Annotated in this window: 27 protein-coding genes, 1 pseudogene and 1 riboswitch; of the genes and pseudogenes, 19 read left to right on the forward strand and 9 right to left on the reverse strand. The window is 43.3% G+C overall.

The window, feature by feature from the left end; translation table 11 throughout:
* Positions 1 to 5: 5 nt before the first annotated feature.
* From EV146_RS17960 to EV146_RS17970, 3 genes and pseudogenes are all read right to left on the reverse strand, one after another.
* Positions 6 to 1,660, reverse strand: a pseudogene (locus tag EV146_RS17960) (b(o/a)3-type cytochrome-c oxidase subunit 1).
* Positions 1,657 to 2,136 (reverse strand): cytochrome c oxidase subunit II, encoded by a 480-nt coding sequence (locus EV146_RS17965; RefSeq protein ID WP_132009052.1) that lies wholly within the window; start codon positions 2,134 to 2,136, stop codon positions 1,657 to 1,659. The pseudogene EV146_RS17960 and the gene EV146_RS17965 overlap by 4 nt, the downstream one beginning before the upstream one ends.
* Positions 2,137 to 2,165: 29 nt before the next feature.
* Complete coding sequence (locus EV146_RS17970; RefSeq protein WP_121612060.1) at positions 2,166 to 2,315, reverse strand: cytochrome c oxidase subunit 2A; 150 nt, start codon at positions 2,313 to 2,315, stop codon at positions 2,166 to 2,168.
* 374 nt (positions 2,316 to 2,689) lie between these two features.
* Positions 2,690 to 2,791: riboswitch (purine riboswitch) on the forward strand.
* 123 nt (positions 2,792 to 2,914) lie between these two features.
* Here EV146_RS17970 and EV146_RS17975 point away from each other — a divergent pair.
* From EV146_RS17975 to EV146_RS18005, 7 genes are all read left to right on the forward strand, one after another.
* On the forward strand, positions 2,915 to 3,508 hold the full coding sequence (locus tag EV146_RS17975; RefSeq protein WP_121612061.1) for a xanthine phosphoribosyltransferase: 594 nt from the start codon (positions 2,915 to 2,917) through the stop codon (positions 3,506 to 3,508).
* Entirely contained in the window at positions 3,505 to 4,815 is a 1,311-nt protein-coding gene (locus EV146_RS17980) for a nucleobase:cation symporter-2 family protein (RefSeq protein ID WP_132009055.1), read from the forward strand. The genes EV146_RS17975 and EV146_RS17980 overlap by 4 nt, the downstream gene beginning before the upstream one ends.
* 179 nt (positions 4,816 to 4,994) lie before the next feature.
* The gene (locus EV146_RS17985; RefSeq protein ID WP_121612063.1) at positions 4,995 to 5,195 is read left to right on the forward strand and encodes a cold-shock protein; all 201 of its coding nucleotides are present in this window, start codon (positions 4,995 to 4,997) and stop codon (positions 5,193 to 5,195) included.
* 203 nt (positions 5,196 to 5,398) lie between these two features.
* Positions 5,399 to 5,662 carry a hypothetical protein gene (locus tag EV146_RS17990; RefSeq protein WP_121612064.1) on the forward strand — a complete coding sequence of 88 codons (264 nt, stop codon included), beginning with the start codon at positions 5,399 to 5,401 and terminating at the stop codon, positions 5,660 to 5,662.
* Between the two features lie 242 nt (positions 5,663 to 5,904).
* Complete coding sequence (locus tag EV146_RS17995; protein ID WP_132009058.1) at positions 5,905 to 6,678, forward strand: SDR family NAD(P)-dependent oxidoreductase; 774 nt, start codon at positions 5,905 to 5,907, stop codon at positions 6,676 to 6,678.
* Positions 6,679 to 6,915: 237 nt separating this feature from the next.
* On the forward strand, positions 6,916 to 8,001 hold the full coding sequence (locus EV146_RS18000; RefSeq protein ID WP_132009061.1) for a type III polyketide synthase: 1,086 nt from the start codon (positions 6,916 to 6,918) through the stop codon (positions 7,999 to 8,001).
* A gap of 1 nt (position 8,002) precedes the next feature.
* A complete protein-coding gene (locus EV146_RS18005) occupies positions 8,003 to 8,572 on the forward strand; it encodes an isoprenylcysteine carboxyl methyltransferase family protein (RefSeq protein ID WP_132009064.1) in 570 nt (189 codons plus the stop codon).
* A gap of 175 nt (positions 8,573 to 8,747) precedes the next feature.
* Here EV146_RS18005 and EV146_RS27125 read toward each other — a convergent pair whose 3' ends face one another.
* Positions 8,748 to 8,903 carry a hypothetical protein gene (locus tag EV146_RS27125; protein ID WP_158287129.1) on the reverse strand — a complete coding sequence of 52 codons (156 nt, stop codon included), beginning with the start codon at positions 8,901 to 8,903 and terminating at the stop codon, positions 8,748 to 8,750.
* Positions 8,904 to 9,057: 154 nt separating this feature from the next.
* Here EV146_RS27125 and EV146_RS18010 point away from each other — a divergent pair, with 154 nt between their 5' ends.
* From EV146_RS18010 to EV146_RS18025, 4 genes are all read left to right on the forward strand, one after another.
* Positions 9,058 to 12,726, forward strand: coding sequence for a dynamin family protein (locus EV146_RS18010; RefSeq protein WP_132009067.1), 3,669 nt, complete (start codon positions 9,058 to 9,060; stop codon positions 12,724 to 12,726).
* 3 nt (positions 12,727 to 12,729) lie between these two features.
* The gene (locus tag EV146_RS18015; protein ID WP_132009070.1) at positions 12,730 to 13,494 is read left to right on the forward strand and encodes a nucleotidyltransferase domain-containing protein; all 765 of its coding nucleotides are present in this window, start codon (positions 12,730 to 12,732) and stop codon (positions 13,492 to 13,494) included.
* Positions 13,491 to 13,673 carry a hypothetical protein gene (locus EV146_RS18020; protein WP_132009073.1) on the forward strand — a complete coding sequence of 61 codons (183 nt, stop codon included), beginning with the start codon at positions 13,491 to 13,493 and terminating at the stop codon, positions 13,671 to 13,673. Before EV146_RS18015 ends, EV146_RS18020 begins: the two co-directional genes overlap by 4 nt.
* Positions 13,674 to 13,826: 153 nt before the next feature.
* On the forward strand, positions 13,827 to 14,717 hold the full coding sequence (locus EV146_RS18025; protein WP_132009076.1) for a 5'-3' exonuclease: 891 nt from the start codon (positions 13,827 to 13,829) through the stop codon (positions 14,715 to 14,717).
* 56 nt (positions 14,718 to 14,773) lie between these two features.
* Here the strand turns inward: EV146_RS18025 and sspL are convergent, their stop codons facing one another.
* Complete coding sequence (gene sspL, locus EV146_RS18030) at positions 14,774 to 14,905, reverse strand: small, acid-soluble spore protein L (protein WP_132009079.1); 132 nt, start codon at positions 14,903 to 14,905, stop codon at positions 14,774 to 14,776.
* A 180-nt stretch (positions 14,906 to 15,085) separates the two neighbouring features.
* On the opposite strand from sspL, the gene EV146_RS18035 reads away from it, so the two are divergent.
* Complete coding sequence (locus EV146_RS18035; RefSeq protein WP_132009082.1) at positions 15,086 to 15,547, forward strand: divergent PAP2 family protein; 462 nt, start codon at positions 15,086 to 15,088, stop codon at positions 15,545 to 15,547.
* 65 nt (positions 15,548 to 15,612) lie between these two features.
* On the forward strand, positions 15,613 to 15,882 hold the full coding sequence (locus tag EV146_RS18040) for a DUF6123 family protein (RefSeq protein ID WP_121612074.1): 270 nt from the start codon (positions 15,613 to 15,615) through the stop codon (positions 15,880 to 15,882).
* A gap of 47 nt (positions 15,883 to 15,929) precedes the next feature.
* Here the strand turns inward: EV146_RS18040 and EV146_RS18045 are convergent, their stop codons facing one another.
* Entirely contained in the window at positions 15,930 to 16,874 is a 945-nt protein-coding gene (locus EV146_RS18045; RefSeq protein WP_121612075.1) for a DMT family transporter, read from the reverse strand.
* Entirely contained in the window at positions 16,871 to 17,281 is a 411-nt protein-coding gene (locus EV146_RS18050; protein WP_121612076.1) for a reverse transcriptase-like protein, read from the reverse strand. The genes EV146_RS18045 and EV146_RS18050 overlap by 4 nt, the downstream gene beginning before the upstream one ends.
* A gap of 124 nt (positions 17,282 to 17,405) precedes the next feature.
* On the opposite strand from EV146_RS18050, the gene EV146_RS18055 reads away from it, so the two are divergent.
* Together EV146_RS18055 and EV146_RS18060 are read left to right on the forward strand one after the other, a co-directional pair.
* Positions 17,406 to 18,062 (forward strand): reverse transcriptase-like protein, encoded by a 657-nt coding sequence (locus EV146_RS18055; RefSeq protein WP_121612077.1) that lies wholly within the window; start codon positions 17,406 to 17,408, stop codon positions 18,060 to 18,062.
* A 19-nt stretch (positions 18,063 to 18,081) separates the two neighbouring features.
* Complete coding sequence (locus tag EV146_RS18060) at positions 18,082 to 18,273, forward strand: zinc-finger domain-containing protein (protein WP_121612078.1); 192 nt, start codon at positions 18,082 to 18,084, stop codon at positions 18,271 to 18,273.
* Positions 18,274 to 18,332: 59 nt separating this feature from the next.
* Here EV146_RS18060 and cspD read toward each other — a convergent pair whose 3' ends face one another.
* Entirely contained in the window at positions 18,333 to 18,533 is a 201-nt protein-coding gene (cspD, locus tag EV146_RS18065) for a cold-shock protein CspD (protein ID WP_121612079.1), read from the reverse strand.
* A 270-nt stretch (positions 18,534 to 18,803) separates the two neighbouring features.
* Between cspD and EV146_RS18070 the strand changes: the two genes are divergently transcribed.
* The 4 genes from EV146_RS18070 to mntR all read left to right on the forward strand — a co-directional run bounded on the left by EV146_RS18070 (position 18,804) and on the right by mntR (position 22,917).
* Positions 18,804 to 19,793 (forward strand): HD-GYP domain-containing protein, encoded by a 990-nt coding sequence (locus EV146_RS18070; protein ID WP_132009085.1) that lies wholly within the window; start codon positions 18,804 to 18,806, stop codon positions 19,791 to 19,793.
* Positions 19,794 to 19,841: 48 nt separating this feature from the next.
* A complete protein-coding gene (locus EV146_RS18075; RefSeq protein WP_121612081.1) occupies positions 19,842 to 20,129 on the forward strand; it encodes a hypothetical protein in 288 nt (95 codons plus the stop codon).
* 122 nt (positions 20,130 to 20,251) lie between these two features.
* Positions 20,252 to 22,411 carry a DNA topoisomerase III gene (locus EV146_RS18080; RefSeq protein ID WP_132009088.1) on the forward strand — a complete coding sequence of 720 codons (2,160 nt, stop codon included), beginning with the start codon at positions 20,252 to 20,254 and terminating at the stop codon, positions 22,409 to 22,411.
* Between the two features lie 86 nt (positions 22,412 to 22,497).
* Positions 22,498 to 22,917: a transcriptional regulator MntR gene (gene mntR, locus EV146_RS18085; protein ID WP_121612083.1), complete on the forward strand. Its 420-nt coding sequence runs from the start codon at positions 22,498 to 22,500 to the stop codon at positions 22,915 to 22,917.
* A gap of 32 nt (positions 22,918 to 22,949) precedes the next feature.
* On the opposite strand, the gene EV146_RS18090 is transcribed toward mntR, so the two are convergent.
* On the reverse strand, positions 22,950 to 23,168 hold the full coding sequence (locus EV146_RS18090; protein WP_132009091.1) for a DUF3892 domain-containing protein: 219 nt from the start codon (positions 23,166 to 23,168) through the stop codon (positions 22,950 to 22,952).
* Between the last annotated feature and the right edge of the window lie 135 nt (positions 23,169 to 23,303).

Genomic DNA, 23,303 nt, shown 5'->3' on the forward strand with positions numbered 1-23,303 from the left:
GTCTGCTACCAAAGCTTATAGCCTTTTGATCCGACTGGAGCATTTTGGATCATATCAATGAATGGGATGGTGTAGGCGAACAAGATTAGAAGTACAGCAATACCAAGCCAAAGCTTCCAGTTTTCAAGCACCATTGGCGCTTTTTCCCTCTTGTCTGCTGCTTCACCCACTGGGAAATCCTCTTCGCCTTTAGGAGCTAAGAAAGCAAGATTGATAAAAATGTAGAGCATCAGAATGATTCCCAAGAATAAAATCGAACCGCCAACAGCCTGCGCGATTTGATATGGAATCCACTCGGCTGCCTGAGCTGCACCCCCATACTCAGAGTATGCAGAGCGGCGAGGAGCACCGAGCAAACCTGCCGCATGCATAGCCCCCGACATAAAGGTCATGCCAATTGCCCAGAAAACTCCCTGGACAATGGCCAGTTTGTTCATCGCCTTTGTCAAAGTCCTGCCAGTAAGATGCGGGACAAGCCAGTAGCTTATACCAAAAAACGTAAGAACTACAGCTGTTGCGACCGTCAAGTGAAAGTGGCCTGTGACCCAGATTGTATTATGGACAACTTGGTTCATCTGATGAGATGCATTAATTATGCCGCCAGCGCCGGCAGGGATAAAGCTCAGCATCCCAATAAATGGAACGATAAAACGCGCATCGCCCCATGGCAGCTTTTTGAGCCAACCGAACAGCCCCGTTGCTCCCTTTGAACGGCCAAAGGTTTCAAAAGTGGCAAAAAGTGAAAAGGCTGTCATAAGGGATGGGATGATGACCATAAAAGTCAAAATAACCTGGAAAAATTTCCATGCAGGGTCAATGCCGGGCTCCAGTAGCTGATGGTGGAAGCCAACAGGGATGGAGAATAGTAAAAAGAGGATAAAAGTTAAACGGGCAAGTGAATCCGAAAAAATCTTTCCGCCAATAATTTTTGGAATGATCACATACCATGCCATATAAGCTGGCAGCAGCCAGAAATAAACCAGGGGTGCCCAAAATACCAGAATAATGTTCTGCTTATCGCTACATCAACGGTTTCAACCAGGCCCAGTGACCAAGGCAATAACTGAAATAAGACGGTAGAGGCAACCCCAATGGTGGCAATAATCCACATCAGAGTATTTACCAATGACATAAAAGTCAGCAGCGGGCTGGGTTTTCCAGGGTTTTTCTTTCTCCATGCAGCATACGCCATGATGATGACCGAACCGTCAACCCAGCTTCCGACAATCACCAGGGTAAGCCCAAGATAGTAGAGGGCATGTGCCTGCAGAGGTGCGTAAAAAGTATATAAAACAGAAGCCTCATTCAATAGAATCATCACCGCTGCCATAATGGTCCCCGCAGTCATGATCCAGAAACCAGTCCAGCCTGCGAGACGCTGTTTATTGGTTAAAGTTCCCGAAGTACGGCTTACAGCGACGATCTGAAAACCAATGATAAAGAAAGTAGTCAAAACAAGTCCGAGAACTACACCATGGACCGTCAGAATTTGATAGTACCCAATCCCGGCAGGTAGCTGGAATTTTCCCGACCTTACCAGTACTTGTAGCAGACCGGCCATGCCGCCCACTGCAAGGGCGATAAAAGCTACATAAAAATGAGCCATGCCAAGTTTTCCGTCCCTGCGGTCCACTTTTATTTTTTCAGATACAGAATTCATTTTTCCACCACCTTAATTTTAGACGTCATCATATGGTGTCCGGCTCCGCAATATTCGTTGCAGAGAATCAGAAATTCTCCTGTTTTGTCAAAGGTTGTTGTGAATTCAGAAATATAGCCGGGCTCCAGCATCATATTAATATTGGTTCCGGCGACGGAAAAGCCATGAACCACATCCTTAGTGGTTGCCAGCACCTTCACTTTTGCACCTAAAGGCACCTCTACTTCACCAGGGTTGTATTGGAAGGCGGAAGCGACGAATACTAGTTCATAATCCCATTCTTTTCCTTTAACTTTTTTTAGCCCAGGCTGATCAAATGGCGCAGTGGTATCTACCTTTTCTGGATTGATTGTAGCAAGGCAGCTGGGAGGCTGATTCCCCAGGTAAAAGGCGCTTACGCCTACGACCGAAAGGAAGACTAGCAATGTGGCTACGCCAAATATCAGCCAGATTTTTTCAAATTTGTGAATATGCATGTTCATTCATTCCCCTTTGGTTATTTATACTAGAATCGATCAACAAATAAATAAAAAACGCCAACCCAAGTAATGATCAGAAAGAACCCAAGCAAGAAAACGGAGGCCAATGTTCCTTTCAATGAAGATTGGTCTTCCACCTTCGTGCTCGTCTTTTTTTCGAGTCCAGGCTGTGCCACTAATGCCCACTCCCTTCCGTTAATTAAACAATGAGTACATTTTCATCATACAAAACAATTGTGTAACTGCCATCGGGTTTTCCCCAGTTCACAAATTGTTCATTCTTGTTATATTTACTATGATAGTAGTGTAAAGTTGTTGTAACAGTGATTTTTATCACATCACTTCGGGGGAAGCTGTGAACAATATGTGAAACCGCATTTTGTGAAAAAGTGGGCATTTGAAAGGGTATCAAAACAGTATCGGGAATATGCCTGGATGAATATACAAACAAATAGAGAATTTTTTGCGAACTATTAATTCGCAGTTTGTAAAAAATATTCGGATTTCAGTGATTACTATTGAAATATTAAGAGCAAGTGTTATAATAATTTATGAAATTGATAGTTTCACTCATATAATCGCAGGGATATGGCCTGCAAGTTTCTACCGGATTGCCGTAAATAATCCGACTATGAGTGGGCAATGGGAAGACCCTCTTATGGTTCTTCTGAAACCTTTAACGCCAGATGCCTGGAGGTCATTGCTTCACTCGAACCTTGATGTGAAGCTTTGACCTCCAGGCATTTTTATTTTGGTTCAAAAGGAGCAGGAGAACATGAGACTATTGCAGCAAAAGATCTTGCAAGAGGGAAAGGTCTTATCCGATTCAGTGTTAAAGGTAGATTCTTTTCTAAACCATCAGGTTGACCCAATTTTAATGAAAGAGATCGGGAAAGAATTCGCAAATAGATTCAAAGAAGTACCAGTAACAAAGATTCTTACGATTGAATCTTCAGGGATTGCACCGTCTGTTATGGCAGGGTTATATATGGATGTTCCTGTTATTTTTGCGAGAAAGCGAAAGTCGCTTACTTTAACTGAAAATCTCTTAACATCATCTGTCTATTCTTTCACAAAGAATGAGTCCAATGAGATTTCCGTTTCAAATAATTTTCTGCAGGAAAATGACCATGTGCTTATCATTGATGATTTCCTTGCAAACGGAGAAGCAGCGCAGGGACTGATCAATATTGTCAAGCAGGCAGGAGCGAACGTTTCAGGAATCGGGATTGTGATTGAAAAGGCATTTCAGGATGGCGGGGAGAAATTAAGGCTGCAGGGCTATAAGGTGGAATCACTTGCACGTATTCAATCCCTGGCAAATAAACAGGTAACTTTTATCCGGGAAAGAGAGGAAGCATTAAAATGAAAAACAATCCATTAAAGATTGCTTCACTGGGAATCCAGCATGTATTGGCCATGTATGCAGGGGCTGTAGTTGTTCCGTTGATTGTCGGAGGTGCTCTCGGCTTGACGGGAGAACAGCTTACTTACCTTGTGTCCATTGACATTATGATGTGCGGAATCGCAACGCTGCTTCAAGTCTGGAAAAATAAGTACTTTGGGATTGGCTTGCCGGTCGTTCTTGGGTGTACCTTCACTGCCGTTGGGCCAATGATTTCAATAGGGGCCGAATATGGCATTTCCTCCATTTATGGTGCAATTCTTGTTTCAGGACTATTTGTTGTGTTAGTCTCTAGTATCTTCGGCAAATTGATTAAGTTCTTTCCGCCCGTTGTTACAGGTTCAGTTGTTACCATTATCGGAATTACGCTAATCCCAGTTGCCATGAATAATATGGCAGGGGGAGAAGGAAGTGCTGACTTTGGATCCCTGTCCAATATTTCGCTTGCATTTGGTACCCTTCTTTTCATCATTGTTCTGTACCGCTTCTTTGATGGCTTTGTTCGTTCCATTTCAATCCTTCTTGGACTGGCCGCAGGAACTGTTACAGCATCCTTCATGGGCTTGACAGACTTTTCAGCTGTCGGCGAAGCATCGTGGTTCCATATGCCTGCGCCGCTATACTTTGGTATGCCAACCTTTGAAGTAACACCGATTCTCACAATGGTTCTAGTCGCTTTGGTCGGCATGGTTGAGGCGACAGGAGTTTATTTCGCACTCAGCGATATTTACAGGCAGAAACTGACAGGACAGGAAATGGCCAGGGGTTACCGTGCAGAAGGCCTTGCCATCATCCTGGGTGGCCTGTTTAACTCTTTCCCATATACAACTTATTCTCAAAATGTCGGGCTTATCCAGCTGTCTGGGGTCAAAGGGAAAAATGTAATTTACACGGCCGCCGGAATGCTGGTTCTTCTCGGGCTGGTACCAAAAATCGGCGCGCTGACGACCGTCATTCCTTCGGCTGTACTGGGCGGAGCAATGGTAGCGATGTTTGGGATGGTTATTGCATATGGAATAAAAATGCTGAACAAGGTTGATTTTACTTCTCAGGAGAATCTCCTGATCATTGCTTGTTCTGTTGGAATGGGCCTTGGCGTCACTACTGTCCCAAGCCTGTTTGCAGAAATGCCTGCAAGTGTGCAAATTCTTACCAGCAACGGGATTGTGGCAGGAAGTTTAACAGCAATAGCATTGAATATCCTGTTTAATGTCATCCCTGGCAGAAAAACCCGCTCCATTCCAGTTCTGGAAGAGCAGAAAGCGTCCTGACAATTATTGGAATAATATATTTTCCAGCATTCCTTGCTATTCAGTCTTCAGTTTGTTATTCTTAAAAAGAATTATTTTTGTTCGCTATGTAAGGATCGATAAGTGATAAAGCTTTACGTCTTGAATATGAGCAAGGATAGTAATACATTGTGCGTTCTTCGCACTGGGAGGCAACAAACATGGAAAATGGAAAAGTAAAATGGTTTAATGCAGAAAAAGGTTTCGGATTCATCGAACGTGAAGGCGGAGAAGATGTATTCGTTCATTTCTCAGCAATTCAAGGCGAAGGCTTTAAATCTTTAGATGAAGGCCAGGAAGTATCTTTTGATATCGAACAAGGCCAGCGCGGAGCTCAAGCAGCAAACGTCCGCAAAATGTAATTAAAAGAATTAACAGGCAGCCCTTATTCAAGGGGCTGCCTGTTTTTTTGTGGAGATAGGTTCAGAAGGACTTTCTTTCTGAACCTTATTCGCTTTTTACTTGAATGTTTTTCTCTTCAGAGTGGACCTGCATAGGCTGATTTGTTGCCATGATAATAATAGTTCTCGATGAATAGGCTATATTTCCTCAAACAGCATTTTATATGAAACAAGTTAAAGCATTGCCGGCTGTCAATCAGTCTTTACCTATCGTTACAGGTGTTTTGTTCGCTAACGGCAGGGTGACCGGGGAGCCAGCCCTAAGCTCCTTGGTTCTTCAAAAATCTTCTCCCGCAGGTGGCTTCGCAGCTCCAATCATTTGGACTTTATCCGCAGTAGGCAATCATAAAATTCATAGTCTCGAAGATTCATCCAAAGCTGTTTTTTTGTTTTTATTTCACCTTTATTTGGCCGAAGCAATAAACTAGTATAAATTGATCCTGTCAGGGATGTGATGAAAGATGCAGAAGTTTTACTGCGACCGGTGCCGTCAGCTGTATAATGAATTGCAAACCTGTAAGCGCTGCGGTACATTGGCGGTCAAGAAAATTTGGATTGAGGTACAATCCCAGCCGAATTCTAAATAAACCAAAGGCATCGGGGTTCCGGTGCCTTTTTTCGATAATGTGTTAAAATGTTTTTGGAAAAATAGAAAAGGAATGGTGATTTAATGTTTTTGCCTTCATTTAGTTTAGATGGAAAAGTGGCAGTCGTAACAGGTGCAGGAAGAGGAATCGGAAGAGCCCTGGCAATAGGGTTTGCAGAGGCTGGGGCAGATGTAGTCCTGATTGCCAGAACTGAAGGAGATCTCAAGGATACTGCGGGAATCATCAAAGACATGGGCAGGGAAGCCCTCCCAATTCGTGCCGATGTAACCAGCAGAGAAGAAATACATAATGCCATTTCCAGGATCCATGGCAAGTGGGGGAAAATTGATATTCTTATCAATAATGCGGGAATGAACATTCGCAGCAAGGCTCTTGATGTGTCTGAACAGGAGTGGCAGACAATCATGGATACTAACCTGAAATCGGCCTTTATGATGTCCCAGGAAGTCGGGGCATTGATGAAAGAACAGGATACCGGAGGAAGGATCATCAATATCGCTTCAGTAGCTGGCCATGTCGCACTTCGTACAGGCGTCGTCTATGCTTCTACAAAAGCAGCCATGATTCAAATGACAAAAGTGCTGGCCATGGAGTGGGGTCAGTATGGAATCAATGTGAACAGTATTGGGCCATGGTATTTTAAAACGCCGCTGACGGAAAAATTGCTCGCGGATGAGGAGTATCTGAGGGACATTCTTGCGGTTACCCCTCTGGATCGTGTTGGGGAGCTTCCCGAACTGGTTGGACCCGCAGTGTTCTTAAGTTCCGATGCAGGCAGCTATGTAACCGGCCAGACATTGTTTGTGGACGGGGGCATGACAATTCACGGCTTTTAACTTTTTCAACTGGTAATGATTTTCTGCTGTATAGAGCGTTACAATCCATTATAATAAAGAGGCACAGCAACTCCCTTCAAAACGTCAGGCCTTCCCGATTTTTCGGGAAGGCTTTTTTTCTACCTATAGAGTTTTTCTGATAAAAATAGAGCTTCTTTGTCCTGTCAGTAGTTTCACTGCATAGTCGCTGGGTAAATGGAAAAAGTAACCTTATGAAGAAGTGAGGAGAGTAGCCGAATGCCGACCATTCTTTCAGTGGAAGAAGCAACCCCGCCTTATTCTATTGGGCAGGACAGGGTGATGGAGTTTGCAGAAGAACTTTTTTCTGAATCGTTTAAAGATATTAAGAGATTGCTGCCCGTATTTATGAATGCCCAGATTGAGAAACGCTATTTTGCCAAGGACCTGGAATGGTTCAAGAGTGATCATAGCTTTCAGGAAAAAAACGATGCCTTTATTGAAGCTGCCCTAAGGCTTGGGACAGAGGCCATTGAAAAATGCCTTTCCAGCACCAACTTCCTACAGGAACCTGTTCCATTTGAAGATATTGACGCAATCTTTACGATAACGAGCTCCGGGCTTGCGACACCGAGCATTGAGGCAAGGATTATGAATATCCTGCCTTTTTCTCCCCATACAAAACGAATACCCATTTGGGGACTCGGGTGTGCCGGTGGGGCATCTGGATTGTCCAGAGCCTATGAGTACTGTCTTGCCTTCCCAAAAGCGAATGTATTAGTCCTTTCAATTGAATTATGCAGTCTGACCTTCCAGAGAAATGACCGTTCTAAAAGCAATCTTGTCGGAACCTCGCTGTTTGCCGATGGGGTGGCATGTGCCCTCGTTTGCGGGGAAGAATCTCCTTATCAGAAAAACCGTATGAGGGAAGCTGTACCTCGGGTGCTGGCAGCGAACTCGACTTTAATGAAGGATTCCCTGGATGTCATGGGGTGGGATGTGAAAAACGAAGGTCTATATGTTGTCTTTTCGAGGAGCATACCCAGCATTGTAGAAAACTGGCTTGGGCCCAATGTAACTGGATTTCTACACTCTCAAGGCATCATGGTTTCTGACCTAACCCACTTTATTGCTCATCCTGGCGGAAAAAAAGTGTTGGATGCCTACATAAACACTTTGAATCTGCCTCCAAATATGACAGATATATCACTTAAAATCCTACGGAATTATGGAAACATGTCCTCAGCTACCATTCTTTACGTTCTTAAGGATTTCATGTTAAACGCTGAATCTGGCGAACTTGGGCTTGCAGCTGCCCTGGGTCCGGGTTTTAGCTCAGAACTGCTGCTGCTGAGGTGGGAATAGGATGGCATTTTTAATATTTATCGGGTTTATCATTGTCCAAAGACTGTCAGAACTGGCTGTTGCGCGAAGAAATGAACAGTGGATGAAGGCCAAGGGAGCCATTGAGTTTGGATCAGGGCATTATCCTTTTATTGTTTTCGTCCATACAGCATTTATCCTTTCAACGATTTTTGAAGTCTATTATTATAATCGGGGCTTGTCCACTTTCTGGCCAGTGCTTCTTGCCGTATTTTTACTGACACAGGGGATAAGAGTATGGGCCATTTCATCGCTGGGACCTTACTGGAATACTAAAATCATTGTCCTTCCAAATGCGGATATTGTCAAAAAGGGGCCTTACCGGTTCATTAAGCATCCAAACTACCTGGTTGTCGCGGTGGAAATTATCACAATTCCGTTACTGTTCAATGCGTATTTTACAGCCTTCATATTTACTGGGCTGAATCTTCTGATCCTGGGCATCAGAATTCCGGCTGAGGAGCAAGCTCTTAATGAACTGACTTATTATGAAGCACAATTTGAGGACAATAGCCGTTTCATCCCAAAGTTGTTAAAAAAGTATGATAAATAATGAAACTCATTGATAATGAGAATCAATAATGCTACTATTGTTAATAGGCTGAAATTGATTCTCAATTACGGTGTTATCATCTACAGGGATGGTGAGTTAACAATGACTTCATTATTTGTTATAACGACTGTAGCCATATATTCAGGTGTCATGAAATATGTATTAGGCCATGTGCTTAAAACCAATAACTAAACAAACCATTTGTACGGCCCGGAAAATCGCTCCGGGCTTTTATTTTTAGCTCCGTGCTGATTACCGTGTCCAGTGGGGTTAGGTTACGAAAGTCTCCCGGCGCTGAACGTGCCAGCTTTGCGCCTTTCCCCCTTTCCATGAAAGACTCCTGCGCCATTCTTCCTCAATCAACGGTTTGCTGTAACTGAATGTATTATTAAACAGCCTATTTTCAAAATTAATATTGGGAAAAGAGTGAAAAATCATATAAAATGAAGGAGGAATTCACAAATCTGTCACAAGGGGTTTATCAAATGGGTCATTTAGTTGCACGAAAAGAAAAGCAGCTGCTTGGGAAAATCCTGCAGCTTCAACAATTGTTTTTAAACCATGAAAATATAGATGCTTCTGACAAGTCAATCGAGCTCGGCAGAAAATTGATGGAAAAAGAGTATGCTGTGGCTTTTTGCGGCCATTTCTCAGCAGGGAAATCCAGTATGATCAATACTCTTGTCGGCGAGGAGATTCTCCCTTCGAGTCCGATTCCGACCAGTGCCAACCTTGTGAAAGTAAAACAGGGGGAAGAATATGCCCGTGTTTTCTTTAAGGAAGGAATTCCGAGGCTATATCCTGCTCCTTATGATTATGAGACAGTCAAGAATTTTTGCAAGGACGGAGATCAAATTGAGAGCATTGAAATTAGCCATGCTGGAAGCGGATTTCTGAAAGACGTTGTCATCATGGATACTCCTGGGATTGACTCGGCTGACGACGCACACCGAATCGCTACTGAATCGGCTCTCCATTTAGCGGACCTTGTTTTTTATGCTATGGATTACAACCATGTTCAATCAGAATTAAATTTTTTATTTACCAAAGGGCTGACTGATGCAGGCAAGGAGCTTTACCTGGTAGTAAACATGATTGACAAGCATCGGGAAGAAGAATTGCGGTTTGAGGAATTCAAGCAAAGTGTGGCTGACTCGTTTGACGCATGGGGTGTCCGGCCAAAGGGAATATTTTATACCTCTTTAAGGAATTCAGAACTGCCATATAATCAATTTATTGAACTTAAGCAGTTTTTACGGGAGAGAATTTCTCACAGGGACCAGCTGCTTCCTGCATCTGTTTTCAATTCATTGGTCAAAGTAACAGAAGACCATATTAAACTAATCTCTACGCAGGCTGAGGAGCAATCGGAAGCCTGTCTTTCAGCACTGAGTGCAGTCCCCGAAGAAGAGTGGCCTAGGCTTGCCAGCAAGCATGCCGATCTCAAAGCCAGGGTTGAGGGTCTGCTTCAAAGGGAGGTCAATGCAGCATCCAGCTTTTCCAATGAGCTGGACAGCATTTTGAAAAATGCATATTTAATGCCATTTCAGACGAGGGAACTCGCAGCTGCTTATTTAGAAGCTATGCAGCCAGGATTCAAAGCAGGCTTGTTCTTTGCTAAACAAAAGACTGCGCAGGAACGGTCGGAAAGGCTCGAGCGGTTTTATCAGGATCTTGCGGAAAAGGTAAAGGCCCAGCTTGACTGGCATGTACGGGAATATTTCCGCAGACTGTTAAAAGAATCTGGAATTCGTAATACTGAACTTGACAAAAAAGCACAGAATTTCCAAATTGACTTTTCAAAAGAACTGCTGACAGATACGGTCAAAACTGGCGCAATGGCAACAGGGGACTATGTGTTAAATTATACTTCGGATGTAGCTGAGGCTTTGAAGAGACATGCGCGCAAGCAGGCAGCTGCTTTTAGGGACGGTTATTTGGCAGAAATAAAGGCAGAGGTCCAAAATGAAATCAATGAAATGAATGGTAAATTGCAGGAGCTCGAATCCCTTGACAGTATGTACAGAAATCTATTGGCTGTTCAGGACCTCCTGGATAAGAAGAAAAAAGCAATATTTGAAGTTTTATATGGTGAGGAGGAAACTGAAGTAAATGACCAGGCAGCCAGGGCTGTCTTCATGAAGGTTCAGAAGGAAGAGATTGTCACAGAGTCGGCTACAACCAAAACAGTGTTGGCGGAGAGCATGAAAACAGAAGAGTTACAGGAAGATGGCCAACCCGATACCAATAAACTTCCGGGCATAAATCGAACACAAGTTAACACTCTTGTAAAGAAACTGCATCACACTTCAGGATTAGTTGCCGATTTGCCGGGACTAAAAAGAATTTCCAAAGAATTGAGGGATAAAGCGGCGAGCCTGGAAAACCAGCAGTTTACCGTGGCGCTGTTCGGAGCTTTCAGTGCTGGTAAATCTTCCTTTGCCAATGCGCTCATCGGCGAAAACCTGCTCCCTGTTTCACCCAATCCTACTACGGCGGCAATCAATAAAATTAAACCAGTTGATAAAGAGCATCCACATGGCACAGTCATGGTGAAAGTAAAAGAACAGACACTGCTCCTTGAAGAGGTAAACCGTTCCCTTAAACTATTTCAGCTCGAGGCTTCAAGCCTGCAGGATGCAACTGACAAGATTGCTGCTATCACAGACAAAAAGGCAAACACTGGCTCATCTGAAAATCTTCACTATTCATTCCTGAGAGCCTTTGCCAAGGGTTACCCTTTATTCAGCAACCGTTCAGGCATGGTTTTTGAAACAGATTTGGATTCCTTCCGGGGCTATGTCGCAGATGAGGAAAAGTCATGTTTTGTTGAATGGATCGAGGTTTATTATGAATGTGAACTCACAAATGAAGGGATTACTCTTGTTGATACTCCAGGAGCTGACTCCATTAATGCCCGGCATACCGGAGTGGCCTTTGATTATATTAAAAATTCCGACGCCATTCTGTTTGTCACTTATTATAATCACGCATTTTCAAGAGCAGACCGGGAATTTCTCATCCAGCTTGGCAGAGTGAAGGATACCTTCGAACTTGATAAGATGTTCTTTATTGTAAATGCCATCGATTTGGCCGGCTCAGAAGAAGAAATGAATTCCGTCCTTGAGTATGTGGAAGGGCAGCTTGTTCAATACGGAATTAGGAAACCTCATATGTACCCAGTATCAAGCCTTCAGGCGCTGCAGGAAAAATTGGAAGCAAGGCCTTTGCTGACATCAAAATTCCAGGTCTTTGAAAAGGCGTTTTATTCATTTATCTCCGACGACCTTATGAAAATGGCAATGGATTCCGCAGAAGCCAAGCGGCAGCAGTCTCTAAGTCTTTTGGAAAGAATGATTCATTCTGCCGAGGAAGGGCAAGAGGAAAAAGACTTAAAGCTTAAGCAACTGGAGAACCAAAAGGCTGCCGTACTTAGCCTGATCAACAGAAAGGAACCTGAAATTCTTCTGAATCAGCTCACCCAGGAATCCGATGAATTAATTTATTATATTAAACAGAGAGTATTTTTCCGTTTCGGAGAATTTTTCCGTGAAGCCTTTAATCCAACTCTAATTAAACAGGATGGGCGTGACTTAAAAAGAGCCCTGCAGACGGCTCTGGACGAGCTGATATCCAGTATCGGATATGACCTCCTCCAGGAAATGAGGGCGTCCACATTGAGGATCGAAGCCTTTATTGGAAAAGTTCTTCAAGAGTTCCAGCACCAGCTCAAAGAAGAAATCAGAAGAGTGAATGCTGACATGGCATGCTCCTTTTGGGAGATGCAGGAGTTTCCAGAGATAGAGTTTGAAGAAGCTCTTAAGGATCTCGACAAAACGCTATTCAAAAAGGCACTTGGGCTATTCAGGAATCCCAAAGCATTCTTCGAAAAGAATGAAAAAAAGGACATGAGCGATGCCCTGGAACAGCTGCTTCAGCATCCGGCCGATGATTACCTGAGGGTGCAAAATGACCTTCTCAAGCACCATTACGACAAAGTGATGAGGCAATGTTTTAAAGAACTGCTGGACGACTATACTGAGCAGGCGAAGGAATACTATGTCGGGGTAGAGTCGGCATTAACAATCGATTATCCTATAGATGACCTTAAAAATATTTTATGTTCCTTAAAAGAACAGTCCAAGGAAGTGTGACGAGTGGAGGAATGGCTCAAAAAAATTGAGACTGACCATCACATTGATGTCCTGTTTGCCTGTGAGGCAGGCAGCAGGGCATGGGGATATCATTCCCCTGAATCAGACCGGGATATCCGGTATATATATAAATACAAGGAATTAAGAGACTACCTCTCAATCGATGATCCACCTGAAGTCATCGACCACTCGTTCCCGTTTGATTCTCAGGGCTGGGATGTAAAAAAGGCGTTCCGTTTAATGAGGAAATCAAACCCCAGCCTGCTGGAATGGTCTTATTCTCCTATTGTCTACAGGAATCGAGACGGTTTTGGAAATAAACTGAGGGAAATTATTAAATACGGTTATTCTCCCTATTCATTGGGCAAACACTACCTGAACCTTGCAAAGAGAAACCTCAAGGATGCAGAAGGTAGCTCCAATTTGGCTGGGCGGCAGAAACAGCTTTTATACAGCCTCCGCTCTTTGATGATCATCAAAGGGCTGAGCGAAAACCAGGAAATCTCGGCACGACTATTCCCGGGATGCATGAAGCATTCATCTGATGGCACCAGTCCAGAATTGGCTGCCTATCTAAAATTGGTCAATGCCAGGAAAAATAGCTCGTTGCTTTTTCCTGGGGAGGTGGAGGAGGTTATGGAGCTGATTCATTGCCTGCTTAATTGTTTAGAGGAAACAGTGGAGGACTTTGGGACTGGCAAGCAGATGACAGAATTACTTGATAAATGGTTTTGGGAGTCGCTCGAATCGCAGGGGAAGGATACATGAAAGGCTCTTATCATGCTTGCGCAACCTGCATTCATTTTGTTGCAAAACGCATGGACGGAAAAATGTCCTATTTTTGCGGCCGGCTTGGATATGAAACAAAAACAACCTATCAATTTAAGTGCTGGGAGCCAAAGGATAAAGTGAAAGAGCTGATGAATAAGCGGGGCCATAATGAATAAGCATCGGTTACTGAGATACCGGTGCTTTTCTGCGTCTTTTTGCTGGAAAAGGATATAAAGGGCGGACATTCATGTTATAATGATAAAGTTGTTTTTTACCCTATTTATGAGAAAGCAATGTAACCTGTTAAAGCCGAAGGAGGAAATCCAAAAATGAACAAGCCTACATTGATGCTTGTAGACGGTATGGCTTTGTTATTTAGAGCCTTTTATGCGACTGCTGTTACTGGTCAATTTATGATAAATTCCAAAGGGATTCCAACGAACGGTGTCCAAGGCTTTGTCAAGCATATGCTGACAGCCATTTCAAATTTTAAGCCCAGCCATGTTGCAATATGCTGGGATATGGGAAGTAAAACCTTCAGGACGGATTTGTTTCCGGATTATAAGGCGAATCGGGGGGAAGCTCCTGTTGAGCTGATTCCACAGTTTGACCTTGTCAAGGATATAGTAGAGGCCTTCGATATTCCCAATATTGGCCTTGCCGGATATGAAGCAGATGACTGCATCGGCACGATAGCAAAAAGAGTTGGGGACGATATGCAGGTATCCATCCTGACAGGGGACAAAGATATCCTGCAGCTTATTGATGACCGGATTTCCGTGATTCTCCTCCAAAAAGGGTATGGGAATTACATGGTGCATAACCGAGAGACACTATATACCGAAAAAGGAATTTGGCCCGAGCAAATGATCGATCTCAAGGCATTGATGGGAGATCCAAGTGATAACTATCCAGGAGTCCGGGGAATTGGAGAGAAGACGGCTGTGAAATTGCTGCAGCAGTTCTCAAATGTAGAAGGGATTCTTGACAATCTTCACCTTCTGACAAAATCACAGCGGGCTAAAATTGAGCAGGATCTGGAGATGCTGCACCTTAGCAGGCAGCTTGCAGAGATTAAGTGTGATGTGGAAATTGATTGTGATCTATCTGCAGCTATGTATGAAATTAATCGGGAAAAGATTTTGAATAAATTCCAGGAAGTGGAGTTCAGGGGGCTGCATAAACTGATTTCCGTCCAAAATCAAAAAGAATTAGCGTAAAGAAACGGCTGCTATTCGCCGTTTCTTTTTTTGTGTGCGCAAGGTTCATTCTAATACTATTTTGTATTGCTTCGTTTAGCTGCATTTTCAAGCTTGGATTTCGGGTCTTCCGTCAGTTCTGCATCCTGCCCGTAGCCTTGCGGATTGACGCCAGGGGCTTTAGTTCCTCTGCCGGACTTTTTGCTCATTTCGCTGCACTCCCCTTTGAGATTGTTTAAACTTTTACCAAAAAGTGAAATAACTTAATAGGCTGTCCTTTACGCCAACGCTGTTCATCAGGCTGATGATTAGAGCGTTTCGCATTCTTATTATGCTTCGAAAGAATAAAAACAGCCGCTTTTTTTCAAAATAAAATGGAGGTGAGCGATTTGAACAAAGGCATAGTCATTGCATTATCAAGTATCGGAATCGCACAAGCATTAAAAATTCCCTTACATTATATGAAAACCAAGGAATGGAAACCGGGTCTATTTGTAGCGACAGGTGGAATGCCAAGTTCCCATTCAGCTGGTGTTTCATCTTTAACCACTTATATTGCTTTGAAACGGGGCGTTCCTTCGATTGATTTTGCCCTATCGGTTGTCTTTGGGCTAATCGTCATGTATGATGCTCAAGGAATTCGCAGACAGGCCGGGGAACTTACCTTAAAGGTAAATGACCTTGACGAATTAATCGATAAAATCCATGAAGATGATCCTGTGGAATATGAGGAAAAAGCGCCAGATCCATTGAAAGAGGTTCTGGGGCATAAACCAGGTGAAGTTCTTGGAGGTGCCGCGCTAGGGGTTTTGCTTGGCATGGCGGGTTATTATTTAACAAAAAAAGGATAGAAAATTGTCGAATCCTCTGGTAATATCTACATAGGAGATACTCACCAGAGAGGGCTGAGCCATCAGTGAAAACATTGGAAGATTTTTTGCTGGACCTTAAAGGCAAAGGTTTTCAATTTGGAGAAGATGCTGTAGGCTTCATTTATTTTGGGAAGCAATATACCGGTTCAACGGATGAATTAACCATTATTGCTATCGAGCTGACATTGAAGTCACAAAAAAAGTTTGACGGCAGCTTTTATATTTCTTTGCTTGAAATGTTCCCTGCCAATAATATCAAGACCAGGAAGCAAGCCATCCGATATGTGAAGCAAAAACAGCTTCTCCCGATTTAAAGAAAAGATTAAATATAATTTAGAGGTGAGCTGGCCCAGAAAGTGATTTACACTTCTGAGTCGGCTCCTTTTTTTACATGCAGGTTGAATTTCTTTCTCCATCGATCCAGCACGGACGAAGGCAATTCAGCTGCCACCATTCCAAGAAAAATAAACAGGCAGCCAAGTGCTGCGCTGTAGGACAGCCTGTCTCCTGCCCAGAAATAACCTGTAATTGCTGCAAAGACAGGCTCCATGGCAAAAATTAAGGCGACCCTTGTCGCTGATGTATATTTTTGAAAATTAGTCTGGATTAAAAAGGCAAGGGCGGTTGCAAAGACTGCGGTAACAAGCAGGGCGGCTGCGACCTCAGGTGAAAGGAGCACAGCAGGATTAAATGCCTGCTTCCAGTCTTCAAACAGCCAGGCCAAGGCTCCTGACAGAAGAGCGACTGTGGCAATCTGGACGACCGTGAGGAGCAATGAAGGGTAATGGCTGCTGTATTTTCCAGTCATCAGGATGTGGAAGGCAAATCCGACCGCACAGATCAATATAAATCCATCCCCCATGTTTAGCGAGGCTATGTCGGTCAGTGTGAGTAAATAAAGGCCGGCAGTTGCAGCAGCTGCACCCAGATAAGAATTAACCCCAAGTTTATGCTTAAAAATAAGTACGGTAAACAGAGGGACCAGTACTACACTGAGTCCGGTTATAAATCCAGCTTTAGATGAGGTCGTATACACTAGACCAAGAGTCTGGAAAGCGTATCCGATAAACAGACATATTCCTATCATTATTCCTGACGTTAACAGCTTGATGCTGAACATTTTAAGCTGCTGCCGTTCAAAGAGAAGAAGCCAAAAGCCCAGCAGAATGGCAGCCAACGTAAATCTCACAGCATTAAAAGATAATGGCTCCAGAAAAGAAATGGCATTCTGGACAAGGACAAAAGTGGCTCCCCAGATGAGGGCCACCAAAAGCAGTGAAACATCCGCGAACCATGTGGGCTTCATTCAGAATCCATCCTTTTGGCAGGATTGCTGCGAATGGCTTTACGAGCTAGCTCATCTGCCATTTTATTAGTGGAAGAAGGAATCCACTTCATAAAAAAAAGATCAAACTGTCCCGCCAATTGAAGGGCTTTTTCCAGAAGCGGAGCGTAAACCCGGTTTTTTACAAATTCTTTTTCAACGCCATTGTTAACAAGCTCAGAATCCGTCCTGAATGATACCGTTTTGAAATTTTTCTCCAGGCAGATTTCAAGCCCTTTAATAAAAGCATGGTACTCGGCTTCATTGTTTGTCATTTCGCCCAGCGGGATTGAATATCGGAATACTTCGCCGTTCGCATTAATAAAAATACCTGCGCCGCTCGGTCCGGGATTTCCGGCACTGGCACCGTCTATATACACTTCAATCAAAGGAACTTTGCTCCTTTCTGGTTTATAATGTTTTAGGTAAGTGTATCATAAAACAGCAGTGTTGAACGATAATATAAAATAATATAAAAACACAATATGATGACGGCTCAAAAGGGGTGGAAAAATGAAATATAAATTAGAATGGAAATATAAATTAAAAGGATCTGAAGGAATCGATTTCACATCCGACTGGCTTAACGGTGAATTGGCCCTGCAGGCAGGGGAAGAGCTTGAAGGCTCCGGGAAGGCTGTAGATATAACCTTCTATGATGAAGCCGGAACTTCCTGGACAATCAAGGAAATGAAGAAACTTCTCGCCGAGATTGAAGAAGAACCACATGATATAACCATGTATTTTGATGGAGGTTTTGACAAAGGAACGAACCGGGCCGGTTTAGGGGCAATTGTATATTATAACCAAGGGAAGAAGAAATACAGGCTTCGTGCGAACCAGGTGGTCGAAGAAATGGATACGAATAATGAAGCGGAATATGCAGCGTTCTATTTTGGACTTTCATTACTGGAAGAATTAGGTGTCAGACAGCTTTCCTGTGAGTTTAAAGGGGATTCACAAGTAGTATTGAAACAATTGGAGGGTGACTGGCCGTGCTACGAGGAAACCTTGAACCGGTGGCTAGATAGAATAGAACATAAAATAGAACAGATGGGTCTGTATCCGAAATATCTGCCTATAGAAAGAAAGGCGAATAAAGAAGCAGATAAACTGGCCACACAGGCACTCGAAGGGAAAATGATTCATAGCAAGATGCAGATTATTTAATAAGGAAGGAGGAACAGGGTTGACCAGAAAAGAACTGCTGTTGGAAGTTGAAGATCTTTTAAACACATACTGCGAGGGCTGTTTCCTGAAAAGTCAGCACCGAAAAGATAATGGAAAGAGATATGCCCATAAATTTTGCATTTCGGCCTGCACGGTTGGAGAAAAGATCAAGCGCTGCGGTGACAAACTTTCAGAAGGAATCTGCAAGTAAAAAGAGAAGCAAAAAGGCTGGCAAAATGCCAGCCTCATTATCAATTGTTAGAATTCGAATTATAATTTTACTACGTTAGCTGCTTGAGGTCCGCGGTTGCCTTCAACGATCTCAAAAGAAACTTCCTGGCCTTCTTCAAGGGACTTGTAGCCTTCTCCTTGAATTGCGGAGAAATGAACAAATACATCTTCGCCGCCTTCAACTTCAATAAATCCAAAACCTTTTTCGTTGTTGAACCATTTAACTTTACCGTTTTGCATGTTACGTTTTCCTCCTAAGCCTTATAGAGACACTATATGGAAGTGTCAAAGTTGAATATTTTCATTTAAAAGAATATAAGCTTGACTAAAAAAATATTATATTCTGATAAATGATGCTTTAAATATACATGATAAGGCCCTTGACAGTCAAGAAAGGAACATGATATTTCGCTGAAAATTTATTGCTCATTTATGTTTATGACAAGTTCCTGTTTCCCGGTTTATTTGGTATTATTTTTAAGAATACTTCTATAATCTGGAGGCTGCCATATGGATAAACCCGGACAATCAAACAAGGATCTGACTTCATTATCATCCAATGAGCTATCTTCATTGTTTAGCAGCATAAGAGACAGCGAAGAACTCGAAGGCGGGATCTCCCAGCTCCCGGAACACCCGCCAATGAACCAGGAGAGGAAGATTGAATGGGCGGCTAAAAGGATGGAAGAAATCTTTGATTATACAGGACAAAAAGGCATTGTCCCTCTAAAGGATGTGGAGAATGTCGTTATGCCGGTAATAAAACAGGCGGCCGATATTCCCCATCTTTACCATTTGTTTTATGAACTTAAGACGAAGGACGAATATACATATCAGCATACAGTGGCTGTCGGGATCATTGCCAGTCTAATTGGGAAGTGGCTGAACCTGCAGGATTCGGACCTGAAGGAACTTGCACTCGGTGCAACCTTGCATGATATTGGAAAGGCAAAGATCCCATCACAGATTTTAAATAAACCCGGCAAGCTTACGAAAGAAGAATACCAAGAAATGAAGCGGCATACTTTGTATGGATATGAGCTGTTAAAAGACATACCCGGGTTAGACAAGAGAATCCCCCGGATTGCCCTTCAGCACCATGAAAGGGAAGGTGGAGGGGGGTATCCCATTGGCCTCCATGGCAAAAACATTGACCTGATGGCAAAAATTGTGGCGATAGCGGACGTATTTCATGCCATGTCTTCTACAAGGGTTTATCGGGAGGCCGAGCCATTCCATCTTGTGATCGACCAAATGCAAAATGATGTGTTTGGGAAATTTGATCCCAAAATTATGTGGATCTTTTTATACAGGATGATGCTGAGCCTGGTTGGGCGAAAGGTCCTGCTAAGCAATGGCGAAGCAGGTTCTATTCTAATGGTCGATCAGTATGAGCCGCTTCGTGCCCTGGTGAGAACTGGAAAGGGGCTTGTTGACCTGAGGTTTAAGAGGGACGTAAGAATTGAAAGGATATTGAAGGAAGAGGATGAACCGGCATAATAATCAAGTATTTTCATATCTTTTAGTAAAAGGCTAAAGGGTGAGAAAATGTACAGGTTCTCTATGGATGGTACGAACTGGATTATAAGGTTTTCTCCACACCTTCAGATTGACGATGACGATAAAGAAATCATCATAAAATCACTCACGGAGCTGGGAGGGAAGGTTGCCGGACATTCACACGGAGACTCTTTTTTATTTTTTGATCAAAAAATGGGAGTAGTCGTTTTCCGGATTGAGAAGGTGCCTTCGTTTATCCTGACTGTTTCAACCATTGTTCCGAAAGACCAGTGGTTTGTTCGAAATCACTCAGGCATTGAACCGTATAAAGAATAGATTCAGAGAGGGAGCACCAGGTGTACAGGGTGCTTCCTCTATTTGTTTCTTTACGGATGTAAAGAGGCTCGGCTAAAATAGAAATGAGTAATAATATTTATGTACAGCATGCAGGAGGACCTATGAAACTGATTATCGCGGAAAAGCCTGACCAGGGCAGGACGCTCGCCTCCGTCTTTAAAACAAAAAAACGGGAAGGATTCATTGAAATCCAGCCTAATGAGATTTTTCCGGAGGGTGCTTATGTTTCCTGGGCCATAGGGCATCTGACCGAGCTGGCGGCCCCAGAAAAATATGATTCAGCCTGGAAAAAATGGAGTATTGAAGGGCTCCCAATCATTCCAAATCATTTTCAATACGAAGTGGTTAGATCGAAAGCCAAGCAATATTCCATCATAAATAAACTTGCGAATGATCCACAGGTTACCGAAATCATCCATGCGGGAGATGCAGGGAGAGAGGGAGAGCTGATCATCCGGAACATTCTCAGGATAGCCCGCTGCTCCAAACCGATGAAAAGGCTGTGGATATCTTCACTGACCCCAAAGGCAATCAAGGAAGGTTTTCAAAACCTTTTAAGTGAATCCAATACAAAGAATCTTTATTATGAAGCTTATACGAGGGCGTGTGCAGACTGGGTTGTCGGAATGAACGCTTCAAGACTTTACACCTTGCTTTTACAAAAGCAGGGATTTTCCGATGTTTTTTCGGTTGGAAGGGTACAGACCCCTACTCTGGCCCTCATTGTCAAAAGGGAGCTGGAAATCGAGAACTTTGTATCCGAGCCTTTCTGGGAAGTGGAAGCAAAATTTAATATGAACGGCAAGAAGTACTCCGGCAAATGGGAGAACACTGGTGACTCCAGAATAAAGACAAAAGAACTGGCTGAAAAAATTGCGCAGTTCTGCAGCGGGAAACAAGCTCAGGCTGTCGAGGTGAAAGCTGAAAAAAAAGAATTCCAGCCGCCGCTCCTATATAACCTATCCGCTATCCAGGCTGATGCCAATAGAAGATTTAAATTTTCACCGAAAAAGACGCTTGATGTCCTGCAGGGACTTTATCAGCGAGGCATCGTGTCCTATCCCCGCTCCGACTCCCGCTATGTCACTCCCGGGGAAGCCGATGGATTCCCGGCCATACTGGGCAAATTAAGCGCCATCCCAGAATTTAAGGGACTTTTTCCGCTGCCGATTGACTCAATCAGGCATAATAGCCGTTATGTAAATGAAAAAAAGGTTACCGATCACTATGCGATAATTCCTACTGAGCAGGTACCTAATCTCGAACGGCTTTCTGGTGATGAAAAAAAGCTTTATGAGCTGATTGCAAGGACCTTGATTGCGGCTCATTACCCTAATTCGACCGCTGAATATACGACAATTAAAACATTGGTTGAGGGACGGGCAGAGTTTATCTCAAAGGGCAAAGTACAGCTTGATGAAGGGTGGAGAAAAGTCCTCCCGCAAAAGGAGAAGGAAAAAGAACAGGTGCTTCCCCAAATTTTGGAGGGGGAGACAGGCGTCGTTTCCAAAGTTGATGTAAAAGAAAGTAAAACCCAGCCGCCAAAACGATATACTGAAGGGCAGCTGATCACCTTGATGAAGACAGCAGGCAAGCATATCGAGGACAAAGAGCTGGAAAAAGTATTGATGAAAACTGAAGGACTTGGAACCGAAGCAACCAGGGCAGGAATTATTACCATGCTGAAGGACAGGGCTTATATTGAAATAACAAAAAACCTCGTCCATGCGACAGCCAAAGCGAAAATACTCATCCAGGCTATTGGAGAACAGATACTTGCTTCTCCTGAAATGACCGCTAAATGGGAGCAGCGACTCAAGGAAATCGGACAAGGATCAGCTTCACCAGGACAATTTATGGAGCTGACAGGCAAGATGGTGGCTCATCTCGTAGCCGAAACAGCGGACAGTTCTTTGAAATGGAATTTTGGATCGGATGTAACAGATGCTTTCATGCCAGGGAAAAAGCGCGGGAAAGGATCCCGAAGCACAAGCCTGGGAAAATGCAGGCTGTGCGGCGGTAGTGTCATTGATAAAGGGAATTTCTACGGCTGCTCCAATTATCAAAAAACAAAATGCGGCTTTACTGTCTCCAAAAAAATCCTTGGGAAAACCATTACCCAAAAAAATATTAAATTGTTATTGAAGGATGGGAGCACAGAATTGATCGAGGGGTTCCAGAGTAAGGAAAAAAGCTTCAATGCAAAGCTTTTATGGGATGAACAGGAACAGAAAATCAAGTTTGCATTAGGTGCTGGATAAGATGCAAAAACAGGACCAAGCTTGTATGCAATAAGCTTCTATAGTAAACTTATATGGTTATTTGGAAGAACAATGGAGGTTTAGGGATGCCGACACCGAGTATGGAAGATTATATTGAACAGATTTATATTTTGATTGAAGAAAAAGGGTATGCAAGAGTTTCGGATATTGCCGAAGCGCTTTCTGTCCATCCCTCCTCAGTTACGAAAATGGTTCAGAAACTTGATAAGGATCAGTACCTTGTTTATGAAAAATACCGGGGACTTATGTTGACCCCGAAAGGAAAGAAAACAGGGAAACGGCTGGTGTACAGGCATGAATTGCTCGAGCAGCTGTTGAAGATCATCGGTGTCAAGGATGAAAATATTTATCAGGATGTTGAAGGCATTGAACATCATTTAAGCTGGGATGCAATTGACCGCATTGGAGACCTTGTCCAGTATTTTGAAGAGAATGAAGACCGGGTGGAAGCATTAAGAACAATTCAGCGCCAAAGTGAAGAATAAAAAGCAACACCTGACATTTTGTCAGGTGTTTTTTAGTAGTATTCCGGCAATGCTGAGATTGATTGGCTCTCAAAGCTTCCATGGAGAGTATCACCTTCAGCTGCGTTCTCCTGAATATTGATCCCTGTTATCGTTCCTTCTTCAGCCTCCTGAAGAGCCTTTCGGTAGGAAATAATTCTGCCCCCTGAAGTCTGGAAGGAAATCACATCTCCTGCATGATTTTTATAAACTGCAACCAGCTGTTCTCTCATTACATCTATCACCCTGTCTCCAACTTATTATTGCTTTATTGTGGTCAAAAATCCTGGGGGATATACTGTCGTTATTAGCTGGCAGGAAAAGTTGCAAACCCGGAAAGGCAAATAAAAGAGCCTGCCCTAAAAAAT

Origin of the sequence: Mesobacillus foraminis (genome assembly GCF_004340465.1) — a bacterium.
GTDB lineage: Bacteria > Bacillota > Bacilli > Bacillales > Cytobacillaceae > Mesobacillus_B > Mesobacillus_B foraminis.

What these genes read in the sequence shown, in the direction of transcription:
- EV146_RS17985 (WP_121612063.1), top strand. Translation starts at nt 4,995, where the DNA reads ATGGAAAATGGAAAAGTAAAATGGTTTAATGCAGAAAAAGGTTTCGGA.
- mntR (WP_121612083.1), top strand. Translation starts at nt 22,498, where the DNA reads ATGCCGACACCGAGTATGGAAGATTATATTGAACAGATTTATATTTTG.
- sspL (WP_132009079.1), bottom strand. Translation starts at nt 14,905, where the DNA reads ATGAGCAAAAAGTCCGGCAGAGGAACTAAAGCCCCTGGCGTCAATCCG.
- EV146_RS17990 (WP_121612064.1), top strand. Translation starts at nt 5,399, where the DNA reads ATGAAACAAGTTAAAGCATTGCCGGCTGTCAATCAGTCTTTACCTATC.
- EV146_RS18025 (WP_132009076.1), top strand. Translation starts at nt 13,827, where the DNA reads ATGAACAAGCCTACATTGATGCTTGTAGACGGTATGGCTTTGTTATTT.
- EV146_RS17965 (WP_132009052.1), bottom strand. Translation starts at nt 2,136, where the DNA reads ATGCATATTCACAAATTTGAAAAAATCTGGCTGATATTTGGCGTAGCC.
- EV146_RS18010 (WP_132009067.1), top strand. Translation starts at nt 9,058, where the DNA reads ATGGGTCATTTAGTTGCACGAAAAGAAAAGCAGCTGCTTGGGAAAATC.
- EV146_RS27125 (WP_158287129.1), bottom strand. Translation starts at nt 8,903, where the DNA reads ATGGAAAGGGGGAAAGGCGCAAAGCTGGCACGTTCAGCGCCGGGAGAC.
- EV146_RS18045 (WP_121612075.1), bottom strand. Translation starts at nt 16,874, where the DNA reads ATGAAGCCCACATGGTTCGCGGATGTTTCACTGCTTTTGGTGGCCCTC.
- EV146_RS17975 (WP_121612061.1), top strand. Translation starts at nt 2,915, where the DNA reads ATGAGACTATTGCAGCAAAAGATCTTGCAAGAGGGAAAGGTCTTATCC.
- EV146_RS18090 (WP_132009091.1), bottom strand. Translation starts at nt 23,168, where the DNA reads ATGAGAGAACAGCTGGTTGCAGTTTATAAAAATCATGCAGGAGATGTG.
- EV146_RS18005 (WP_132009064.1), top strand. Translation starts at nt 8,003, where the DNA reads ATGGCATTTTTAATATTTATCGGGTTTATCATTGTCCAAAGACTGTCA.
- EV146_RS18080 (WP_132009088.1), top strand. Translation starts at nt 20,252, where the DNA reads ATGAAACTGATTATCGCGGAAAAGCCTGACCAGGGCAGGACGCTCGCC.
- EV146_RS17980 (WP_132009055.1), top strand. Translation starts at nt 3,505, where the DNA reads ATGAAAAACAATCCATTAAAGATTGCTTCACTGGGAATCCAGCATGTA.
- EV146_RS18055 (WP_121612077.1), top strand. Translation starts at nt 17,406, where the DNA reads ATGAAATATAAATTAGAATGGAAATATAAATTAAAAGGATCTGAAGGA.
- EV146_RS17995 (WP_132009058.1), top strand. Translation starts at nt 5,905, where the DNA reads ATGTTTTTGCCTTCATTTAGTTTAGATGGAAAAGTGGCAGTCGTAACA.
- cspD (WP_121612079.1), bottom strand. Translation starts at nt 18,533, where the DNA reads ATGCAAAACGGTAAAGTTAAATGGTTCAACAACGAAAAAGGTTTTGGA.
- EV146_RS18000 (WP_132009061.1), top strand. Translation starts at nt 6,916, where the DNA reads ATGCCGACCATTCTTTCAGTGGAAGAAGCAACCCCGCCTTATTCTATT.
- EV146_RS18020 (WP_132009073.1), top strand. Translation starts at nt 13,491, where the DNA reads ATGAAAGGCTCTTATCATGCTTGCGCAACCTGCATTCATTTTGTTGCA.
- EV146_RS18075 (WP_121612081.1), top strand. Translation starts at nt 19,842, where the DNA reads ATGTACAGGTTCTCTATGGATGGTACGAACTGGATTATAAGGTTTTCT.
- EV146_RS18070 (WP_132009085.1), top strand. Translation starts at nt 18,804, where the DNA reads ATGGATAAACCCGGACAATCAAACAAGGATCTGACTTCATTATCATCC.